A 9000-nucleotide genomic window follows, 5' to 3' on the forward strand; every position below is an offset into this window, starting at 1 on the left:
TTCGAGAACGCAGCGCGCGTGGTGGCGTGTACAGGTGGCTCGACCAATGCTGGTCTGCACCTGCCTGCGATGGCACATGAAGCAGGCATTGATTTCTATCTTGAAGATGTCTGTGATATTTTCCGCGACACCCCTTACTTCGTCGATCTCAAGCCGGGCGGCCAGTATGTTGCCAAAGACCTTTACGAAGCTGGCGGCGTACCTGTCGTTCTGAACGAGTTGCGCCGCGCTGGCCTGCTGCATGAGGACTGCATGACCGCAACAGGTTACTCCATTGGCGAAGAGCTCGACAAACTTGACCTCAAAGCAGATGGTCGTGTGGTTTACCCGGTAGAAACACCGCTGACCAAAACGGGCGGCGTTGTCGGCCTCAAAGGCAACCTCGCCCCTGAAGGCGCGATTGTGAAAGTGGCTGGCATGGCCGCGCAGCATCAGCGTTTCGTTGGCCCTGCGCGCATCTTTGAATGCGAACAGGACGCGTTCGAAGCGGTGCAGAACCGTACTTACAACGAAGGTGACGTGTTTGTTATCCGCAACGAAGGTCCTGCTGGCGGCCCCGGCATGCGTGAAATGTTGGCAACGACTGCCGCGCTTTCGGGTCAAGGTATGGGGCTCAAGGTTGCGCTTATCACTGATGGTCGTTTCTCTGGCGCGACTCGCGGTTTCTGCGTGGGTCACGTTGGCCCAGAGGCGGCACATGGTGGTCCGATTGCCTTGCTCAAAGAAGGCGACATTATCACGCTGGATGCAATTGAAGGCGAACTGAGCGTTGATGTCTCTGATGAAGAAATGGCCGAGCGTCGCGCCGCATGGACAGGTCCACGCGAGACAATCTATGCCTCTGGCGCGCTGTGGAAATATGCGCAGCAAGTCGGTGAAATCTACAAGGGTGCGGTTACGCATCCAGGCGGCAAGGCAGAAAAGCATGAGTATTGGGATCTGTGATCTCAACAAAAGCAAAGCCCGTGTGTTGGGCTTTGCTTTGTTGTGTAGCGCATCGTTAAGCGCTTGCTCGAATAGCAACGGTGCCGGATTCTCCTTTGCGCCAAAAAGCGAGCAAGAAAGCAGGGCCGAGGTAACTGGCCCTGTTGTTCCCAGCACTACCCACACGACGCTTGCGCGCGGCAGTATCAGGCTCAAGGCACCCAAGGGCTATTGCATCGACGAGACGTCAATCAGCAACGGGCTGCAAGGCAGCTCCGCAATGTTGGCACGATGCTCGTCCTTGAATGGCAAGGGCGCGGATGCTGGCGTTGCGGTCATGGCTGTAAGCGTTTCGCCGCGCCGTGGCGCAGATGCCAGCGCACCAACGATCCAAGACCTAACCAGCGCAGCGGCACCGAATAAAGTGCTACAACATGTACAAAAAGGTAATCTGGCCCTTGTCCAGCTCGCAAGCGGTGGAAATGAAGTGTTGGTTCCAGCCTCCCCCGTTCATTGGCGCGGTGCGACGACGCTTGATACCCGTCTAATTCTGCTAAGTCTTTTCGCTCCAGAGGGCTCAGCCTTGACTGGTAACGATGGCGCGACGCTATTGGCATCGCTCGCAAAGGGCATTTCGGCCAAGCGTGGTAGCTTTCTTGGCTCAGCGGGCGAACAATCGAGCGCCAATCAACCCAAAAGTGTGTCGGAAAATTTCACGCCCGACACGGTTGATCCAGCAAAAAAAGGTGCCAAAGGGCTAATTGCCCGTTTGTTAAACCGCTCTTAATTTGATTAAAGTACCGAAAAGAGCAGTCACAAAATAGGTAGCTGAATACCATGGCAGCGGAACAGCCCTCATTGTTGAACAGAATTCTGTTCAAGCGAACTTTGCGTCGTTGGGCGAAGATTGCGGACGGGGCAGCAAAAACCCCCATTTCAACCCTACGCAAACAACGCAGCAATGCGCTCCGTATGCTCGTGCACCTCAATCGCTTTGTGCACATTGCGGATAATCGCCTTGCCTTGCCACTTATCGGTTCGCAGGCAATTCAGAAATCCCACGATTCAGATTGGGCATGGCGACCCGAAGCATGGACCGGCCCGCTACCCGTTCAGGGCATGGCGTCGGTCCCGACCAAATCCATGCTCGGCAGTGAAATTTCTTTGCATCATGATTGCGAGCTTTCAGAATTGTCCCTGCGCCAGCTGCGCAACACGCGTGAGGCCGATCTGGCCCCATATGGGCTGCGCATGGATGTTTTCAAATTTGATGGCTCGTTCCTGTCCTTGGTCATTGATTTTCCCGAGGCCAGCGTCGTCGGGCTGCGCCGCAAACACTTGATCCGCCTTGAACCGATCATCGAAATGGAAAAGCCGCTCGAAATTTTCGCGCGCCTCAATATCAAACACGGGCCCAATACCGAACAAGTCGTGCGCGAATTGCCCTTGCATGACTCTGTGCCGCTGGTCGAATTCGATCTGGCTTACACCAAGTTGAATGAAAAGCGGGTGGATAGCATGTGGCTGGATTTGATCTTTGAAGGTCCGCAGATGAACCAAGTCACATTGCGTGATCTCACCCTAAGCCGCCGTCCGCGCGCAGATGTTTGACGCAGCGCTTGGCGAAATTGACGCAAGAAAAGAAAGAGCCCCAGAATGAGTGCATTTGAGCTGAGCAAGACCCGCCTGTTCGAAGGCGTTTGGGAAGGCCTACTGACGACTGTCGGCGATAAAGACGCGCAGCCTAACTTGGGCGTCACGCATCTGGAAAAGCCTTTGGGCGACCTTCAGATTCAAGAAACGGGCGAACCAAACCAATGGGCGCTGCGTGTGCCGATCCCTGTTGAGCTGATTGGGGATGGTGCCCAGACCTTTCTGATCTTTGATAAGGATACGGGCGAAACGCTCGATAGCTTTACGATTATCGCAGGCGATGCCGTTACCGACGACATCCGCGCCGAAGTCGCGCTGCTGCGCGCCGAACTTGATCTGCTCAAGCGTGCCTTTCGACGCCACTGCGTTGAGACATCAGAAACCTGACGTCAAACTGACGTTCTGTTAGATTGCGTAAGCAAAGGTGACGTTGCGTTTAGGGTGACATGACCCTGCCGCTTGCGCACTCTGCACTCAAATCTGGGAGGTTCCGATGACTGATTATCCAAACATGCTCGCCCCGCTCGACCTTGGCTTTACGACGCTGAAAAACCGCGTTTTGATGGGTTCGATGCACACTGGCCTTGAAGAGAGCAAGGATTGGAACCGCGTTGCAGAATTCTACGCCGATCGCGCCCGCGGTCAGGCCGCGTTGATCGTTACAGGGGGCATGTCCCCAAGCAAAGAAGGCGGCGTATTTCCCGGCGCTGCAGGCCTGTTCAACGATCAGGACATCGCCAACCATAAGATCGTGACGGATCGCGTTCACGCCGCCGACGGCAAGATTGCTATGCAGATCTTGCACGCAGGGCGTTATGCTTATGGTCCAGAATGTGTTTCCGCGAGCCCGATCAAATCGCCGATTTCCCCTTTCCCGCCAAAAGAGCTGGACGAAGACGGGATCGAGAAACAGATCAACGATTTCGTCATTGCCGCCACCCGAGCCCAACAAGCAGGATACGACGGCGTCGAGATTATGGGATCCGAAGGCTACTTCATCAACCAGTTCCTGGTGACCCATACCAACAAACGCACAGACCGCTGGGGCGGCTCGTACGAGAACCGCATGCGCCTCCCTGTGGAAATCGTGAAGCGTGTGCGCGAAGCTGTCGGAACAGATTTCATCATCATCTACCGCCTGTCGATGATCGATCTCGTGCCAAATGGATCAACGTTTGAAGAGGTTGTGCAGCTTGCAAAGGCGGTTGAGGCCGCTGGGGCGACAATTATCAACACTGGCATTGGCTGGCACGAAGCACGCATTCCAACGATTGCCACTTCTGTACCGCGCGCAGCGTTTGCTTGGGTGACGAAAAAACTGATGGGTCAGGTCAGCATTCCGATCATCACGTCAAACCGCATCAACACACCCGAAGTTGCGGAAGACGTTATTGCTGGCGGCTCTGCCGACATGGTCTCGATGGCGCGCCCGTTTCTTGCAGATGCGGATTTTGTTCAGAAGGCTATGTCGGGCAAAGCGGATCACATCGCGCCTTGCATTGCGTGCAATCAAGCCTGCCTTGACCACACATTCGGCGGCAAGATGACCACCTGCCTGGTCAACCCGCGCGCTTGCCACGAAACCGAACTTGTTATCGCGCCAACAAGCGCTGCTAAAAAGATCGCTGTTGTCGGGGCCGGTCCTGCGGGTCTGAGCGCCGCGATCACAGCGGCCGAGCGCGGGCATCACGTCACTTTGTTTGATCGCGCCAATGAAATTGGCGGTCAGCTTAACATGGCCAAGCAAGTTCCGGGCAAAGAGGAGTTCTGGGGGCTGGTCGATTGGTATCGTGTCATGCTCCGCGAAAGCGGCGTTGATGTGAGGCTGAACACTGAGGTTGGCTCTGACGATCTGGCAGGCTTTGACGAGGTCATAATCGCCACGGGCGTTGTGCCACGTGATCCAGCCATACCCGGTCAGGATGCGCCAAACGTGCTGTCTTATATAGATGTGCTGCGCGGCAAGGCCGAAGTCGGTAAACGCGTTGCGATCATTGGCGCAGGCGGTATCGGTTTTGATGTGGCCGAAGCACTTGTGCATGAGGGCGTGAGCCCGACAGAAGACCTTGAGGCCTGGAAAGAAGAATGGGGCGTTGGCGATCCTTCCGAAACGCGCGGCGGCCTTGCCCCCGCTGGCCCGCAACCACACGCAGCTGCGCGGCACGTCACGCTTTTGCAGCGCAAGGCCACGAAGCACGGCAAAGGCTTGGGCAAGACCACTGGCTGGATTCATCGCGCTGCGCTTAAAATGAAGAACGTAGAGATGATCGGCGGCGTTAACTACGAGCGTGTTGAGAAAGACGGGCTTTACGTTTCGTTTGGAGAAGCACGCGAGAACCCGAAATTGATCGAAGCTGACACCATTGTATTGTGTGCAGGGCAGTTGCCCGAACGCTCGCTTGCAGATGCGCTTGAGGCCAAAGGCGTCGCCTGCCACATTATTGGCGGCGCGGATGTGGCGGCAGAGCTGGATGCAAAGCGCGCGATCAATCAAGGGACACGGCTGGCGGCGTCACTATAGTCTATCACTTGTGAATGATTTGGCCCGTTTGGAATGGGGGCGCTGCCCCCAAACCCCCGAGGTATTTTCGGAGCAAAGAAGCGACCAGCCTGTTTCCATGCCGCAAACGATCCGCGACAAAACCCTGCTATTGTCTAGCGAGCGCCCCATTCGCGCCCCGATTGAGGGTGATACCTGATCCTCGAACTGGAACGCAAAGGTAGACGATATGGATCGCCTAACAGAAATGGAAGCCTTCGCAATGGTCGTTGACCAAGGCGGATTTACAGACGCAGCAAAGAAGATGGGGATTTCAAAATCCGCAGTTTCCAAACATGTCTCATCACTTGAAGCACGCCTTGGCGCGCGGCTCTTGAACCGCACAACGCGGCGGGTTAGCCCGACAGAAATTGGCCTTGCCTATTATGATCGGGCACGCCGTGTTCTAAACGATGCTGGTGAGGCCGATGCCTTGGTCACGTCAATGCAATCCGCACCTTCTGGATTGCTCCGGATTTCTGTTGCGACCGACTTCGGTGTCAACCACCTAAGCCCGGTCCTTGGTGACTTCCTGTCGGAATTCCCTGACATCACGGTCAATATGGTCCTTAACAACCGTTACGTTGAGCTGATTTCAGAAGGTTTCGATATGGCCGTGCGCATTGGCGAGCTGGAAGACAGCACGCTGCGGGCCCGTAAACTGACAGACACAACCAAACGCATGATCGCGTCCCCTGCCTATTTCGAGAAATATGGCCGCCCCGAAAAGATCGACGATCTGAACGAACACAAGCTGTTGCATTACTCGAACCAATCCAGCGGTAACGTCTGGAAAGTCACTGCACCTTCAGGTGAAAAGCGGCAAATCCGAACGGCTGGCTGGCTGAGTGTAAATGACGGACAAAGCTTGCTGAACGCCGCAATTGCAGGTCTTGGCATCGCCTATCTTCCTAGCTTCCTTTATTCCGAAGCAATGGCGCAGGGCCTTGTCGTTGATGCAATTCCCGAATTGCCAACTGAAACACAAGGCATCTACGCCGTTTACCCGCCGGGCCGTTTCACCCAGCCCAAGGTACGCGCGTTCATTGATTTCCTGGTTCAATCCTTCGCGGCCAAAGGCCCTACCGAGTGGTAAAACCACTCCTCTAGTTTACCTCCCCGACCAAACTGGCCCCCTGCAAAACTGCAGTGGGGCCATTTTTTGTTTAGCGTGACGTTATCGAAGCAATCTTGGCAGCGTCTTGCGCGAGATGGTCTTTGATATGCGCGCGATCATCTCCGCTAAGCGGCGTGCCCGTTGCGAGCTTGGCCAGAATATCCTGCTGGTAGAACCTCAAGGCGGCGGTCAGACAGTAAACTTCGCTCATCAAATCCAGCGTGCTGGAGGGCGAGAGCATATCGCAAACATTGTCAGAGCCCAGGCGCACAGGCACCCCCGCAGCCGCCAGATCAAGCACGCGCGCAATCGAGTTGTGGGTCGGGGCCTTGAGACTGCGCAGTTGACGCATTCCCAGCGCAGCAGAGGGCGCGACGATGACGCCGACATTGTTTGCCAACAGCCGCTCTAACAATCGCTCCCAGCGCGGCTCGTCGTAGGCAGAGGGCGAAATCATGTGCACCGCCCAAATCATCGGGCCGCCCAGATCATCGCCAGCAACGCCGCCTTCGCGCTCGATCACGTCGAGCAGCCGTTCTGTTGCATCTTCGCGTGGATCATTGCGTTGGTCGGTGTGAACCTGCACCATTTTACCCAAGCGCCGGGCCAGATCGAGAACCCGCGCGCAGCTTTCTTCATAACCGATGTGATCTGGATAGTCCGCATGGTCATCTTTTTCCGGCAGCGCCCCGATGAAGTCGCTTTTCTTGGCACCTTCTTCAAACAGGTTCCAACGCGCCGGATCCGCATCGGTAAAGCCCGTCGGATTGTAGGAAGCGGCGCGCAGGATCAACTTGTCCTTGATGCTTTCTGCATGCTCCATCATCCAGGTCAGAGCGCTTAACTGAACGCGATCATTGGTGACGTCAACGACTGTATCTGCGCGCTTGGTTCCGCAACCGATCATGACATCTGTGCCTTCAGAAATCCGGCGGTTGTAGTCATCCGCGTCATAGGCGCGAGAGGCGTGAAGCTTGGAAATCAGCGCATGCTTTTCCTGCAGCGAGATGTGACTGGATTGGGACAGCTGTAGATTGCTGGCCTGCAAATAGCTGTCATCAAAGGTGTTCACACGGCCAAGATGCAGGTGGCCATTATGATACCCGCCAAAAGCATCAACCTTTAATTTGAGCTGATCGAAATAAGGTGAATTAAACATGTTTTCCAAATATATGTTGGAGTATCCTTAAGACACTAGAGCAATTTGGGTGCTTTCCAAGTTAGAAAACTGATGTTCGTTCCGCCAAAGCTACGTGTTTCTAGCAAAGTGCAGCCTTGAGGCGCGGAAATGGTGGCGCTCTCCTCCCAAAGCAACAATGCGTCTTGCGCGATCCACCCTGTTGCGAGCGCACTGGCAAGCGCTGCTTCACCCATGGATTTTCCATAAGGTGGGTCCAGAAAGACAAGGTTAAACGGTTCGCCCGTGTTTTGCGGTAAACGCGTTGCATCGCGACCGAGCAGCTTTGTATGCGGCTCTGCCCTGCACAACGCGATATTCTCGCGGATCAGGCTTTGGCCCTTGCGCCCGTTTTCGACAAACGTGACATGCCCCGCGCCGCGCGACAGGGCTTCCAATCCCAGAGCGCCAGTGCCTGCAAATAGATCAAGCACCTTCGCGTCGCTGATAGGATCATCGTAGCGGCCGCCCATCAGCACATTGAACAGGCTTTCGCGCACGCGGTCTGTCGTTGGGCGAAGGTGCGCCCCGGCGTCCCCTTTGCCAACAGAGGCGAGCGCGCGCCCGCGAAATTCGCCGCCAATAATCCTCACGCTTTCAGGAGAGCCTTCATGTCAGTTGCAGGGTCAGCAATGACGTCCGCTGCGGGTGATTTACCTGCTTCGATCAAGCGTTTACCGATCATGTAGTTGCGGGGATCGTTCATCGCGTCGACAGCCAAAAGCGTTTCTCCCGCATAGTACCAGAATGACACCGCGTCAGAGCTCGGATCGCGCCGTTCTACAATATTGTCATAGCCGATGTTGAGGCCCGCGATCTGAAGTTTGACGTCATACTGATCGGACCAGAACCAAGGCTTGGGCGTATATGTCTTGCCCGCGCCCATCATGTTTTCTGCGACGGCTTCGGCCTGATCTATTGCGTTCTGAACGCTTTCCAAGCGACGGCGCGCGCCGCGTAGCTCAAACGATGCACAATCGCCCGCGGACCAGATATTCGGATCAGATGTGCGTCCTTGCTCGTTCACGGCGATACCGTTGTCGATGTTCAAACCAGCCGCTTCAGCAAGGGCGGTTCCGGGCGCTATGCCGACACCCACAATAACGAAATCTATGTCGAGTTCAGAGCCATCTGACAGCTTCGCGCCGTTGACACGCGTCTCGCCGCTCAGATAGTCCAGCCCGACACCTTCGATGATGCGCACACCGTGGCTTTGGTGCAGGGCGCGGAAATAATCGGATGTCTGAGGGGCTGCGACACGTTGCAAGATACGTTCGGCCATTTCGACCAATGTCACATCAACGCCCAACTTGCGCGCAACGGCGGCAGCCTCCAGACCGATATAGCCGCCACCAACGATCAGAGCGCGTTTGCCCTTAGCAAACTCACCCGCCATAGCATCCACATCAGCCAAGGTGCGCACGGTATAAACACCGCCCAAACCCCCACCGATCGCGGTCGGGAGCGTGCGTGCGAAAGAGCCAGTGGTCAAGGCGAGTTGGTCATACCGGACCACTTCGCCGTTCACATGCACCTCGCGCTTTTCTGCATCAATTGCTGAGACGCGCGCACCCATTTTCAGGGTAATGT

The 9000-nt window shown here is 55.8% G+C and carries 9 protein-coding genes; 6 read left to right on the forward strand and 3 right to left on the reverse strand.

Annotation, left to right across the window (positions count from 1 at the left end; genetic code table 11):
- The 6 genes from WBC85_RS16480 to WBC85_RS16505 all read left to right on the forward strand — a co-directional run.
- Positions 1-945, forward strand: a 945-nt coding sequence (locus tag WBC85_RS16480; RefSeq protein ID WP_424439846.1) for a dihydroxy-acid dehydratase, incomplete at its 5' end; no start/stop codon positions are given.
- Complete coding sequence (locus tag WBC85_RS16485; RefSeq protein ID WP_424439849.1) at positions 926-1711, forward strand: hypothetical protein; 786 nt, start codon at positions 926-928, stop codon at positions 1709-1711. The genes WBC85_RS16480 and WBC85_RS16485, both read left to right, overlap by 20 nt.
- Before the next feature lie 50 nt (positions 1712-1761).
- Positions 1762-2535, forward strand: coding sequence for a DUF6478 family protein (locus WBC85_RS16490; protein WP_424439852.1), 774 nt, complete (start codon positions 1762-1764; stop codon positions 2533-2535).
- A 45-nt stretch (positions 2536-2580) separates the two neighbouring features.
- Positions 2581-2964: a hypothetical protein gene (locus WBC85_RS16495; RefSeq protein ID WP_424439855.1), complete on the forward strand. Its 384-nt coding sequence runs from the start codon at positions 2581-2583 to the stop codon at positions 2962-2964.
- Between the two features lie 106 nt (positions 2965-3070).
- Entirely contained in the window at positions 3071-5098 is a 2028-nt protein-coding gene (locus WBC85_RS16500; RefSeq protein ID WP_424439858.1) for an FAD-dependent oxidoreductase, read from the forward strand.
- A gap of 208 nt (positions 5099-5306) precedes the next feature.
- Positions 5307-6212, forward strand: coding sequence for a LysR family transcriptional regulator (locus WBC85_RS16505; RefSeq protein WP_424439861.1), 906 nt, complete (start codon positions 5307-5309; stop codon positions 6210-6212).
- Between the two features lie 70 nt (positions 6213-6282).
- On the opposite strand, the gene WBC85_RS16510 is transcribed toward WBC85_RS16505, so the two are convergent.
- The 3 genes from WBC85_RS16510 to WBC85_RS16520 form a co-directional block, all read right to left on the reverse strand.
- Positions 6283-7392 carry a hypothetical protein gene (locus WBC85_RS16510; RefSeq protein ID WP_424439864.1) on the reverse strand — a complete coding sequence of 370 codons (1110 nt, stop codon included), beginning with the start codon at positions 7390-7392 and terminating at the stop codon, positions 6283-6285.
- A 35-nt stretch (positions 7393-7427) separates the two neighbouring features.
- Positions 7428-8003, reverse strand: a complete 576-nt coding sequence (rsmD, locus tag WBC85_RS16515; protein ID WP_424439867.1) for a 16S rRNA (guanine(966)-N(2))-methyltransferase RsmD — start codon at positions 8001-8003, stop codon at positions 7428-7430.
- A partial coding sequence (locus WBC85_RS16520; protein ID WP_424439870.1) for an NAD(P)/FAD-dependent oxidoreductase occupies positions 8000-9000 on the reverse strand: 1001 nt, incomplete at its 5' end. The genes rsmD and WBC85_RS16520, both read right to left, overlap by 4 nt.

Origin of the sequence: Planktotalea sp. (genome assembly GCF_049680325.1) — a bacterium.
Lineage (GTDB): Bacteria > Pseudomonadota > Alphaproteobacteria > Rhodobacterales > Rhodobacteraceae > Planktotalea.

What these genes read in the sequence shown, in the direction of transcription:
- WBC85_RS16485 (WP_424439849.1), top strand. Translation starts at nt 926, where the DNA reads ATGAGTATTGGGATCTGTGATCTCAACAAAAGCAAAGCCCGTGTGTTG.
- WBC85_RS16490 (WP_424439852.1), top strand. Translation starts at nt 1,762, where the DNA reads ATGGCAGCGGAACAGCCCTCATTGTTGAACAGAATTCTGTTCAAGCGA.
- WBC85_RS16495 (WP_424439855.1), top strand. Translation starts at nt 2,581, where the DNA reads ATGAGTGCATTTGAGCTGAGCAAGACCCGCCTGTTCGAAGGCGTTTGG.
- WBC85_RS16500 (WP_424439858.1), top strand. Translation starts at nt 3,071, where the DNA reads ATGACTGATTATCCAAACATGCTCGCCCCGCTCGACCTTGGCTTTACG.
- WBC85_RS16505 (WP_424439861.1), top strand. Translation starts at nt 5,307, where the DNA reads ATGGATCGCCTAACAGAAATGGAAGCCTTCGCAATGGTCGTTGACCAA.
- WBC85_RS16510 (WP_424439864.1), bottom strand. Translation starts at nt 7,392, where the DNA reads ATGTTTAATTCACCTTATTTCGATCAGCTCAAATTAAAGGTTGATGCT.